Origin of the sequence: Staphylococcus pasteuri, assembly GCF_030547725.1 — a bacterium.
Lineage (GTDB): Bacteria > Bacillota > Bacilli > Staphylococcales > Staphylococcaceae > Staphylococcus > Staphylococcus pasteuri.
Genome location: NZ_JAUOQO010000985.1, coordinates 1 through 235, shown reverse-complemented (window position 1 = coordinate 235; position 235 = coordinate 1). Strand labels below are relative to the sequence as shown.

The 235-nt window shown below is 48.1% G+C and carries 1 pseudogene; it reads left to right on the top strand.

Features of this window, described 5'->3' with window-relative positions:
* Positions 1-235: pseudogene (locus Q4528_RS16130) on the top strand (hypothetical protein); the annotation flags it as partial.

The window sequence follows — 235 nt, the reverse complement described above, 5'->3', positions numbered from 1 at the left end:
ATGTATTGCCGTATTTGTAGCGGCAGGGATTGCTGGTGAGCGTTGGTATAAGGTTGCCCGTTGGGCGATTACGTTGTCAGCAGTGACCTACATCATTCCATTACTCTTCTTGTTTAACCCAAGCTATCTTGGTCAGGGAGGAGTACTTTCGATCATGGACGCGCTGCTGTCAGGAACTGTGTTATGTGTTGCGATTAGTTTGATGCTCAGTGGCCTGTTATCTGAGAAGCGTTGG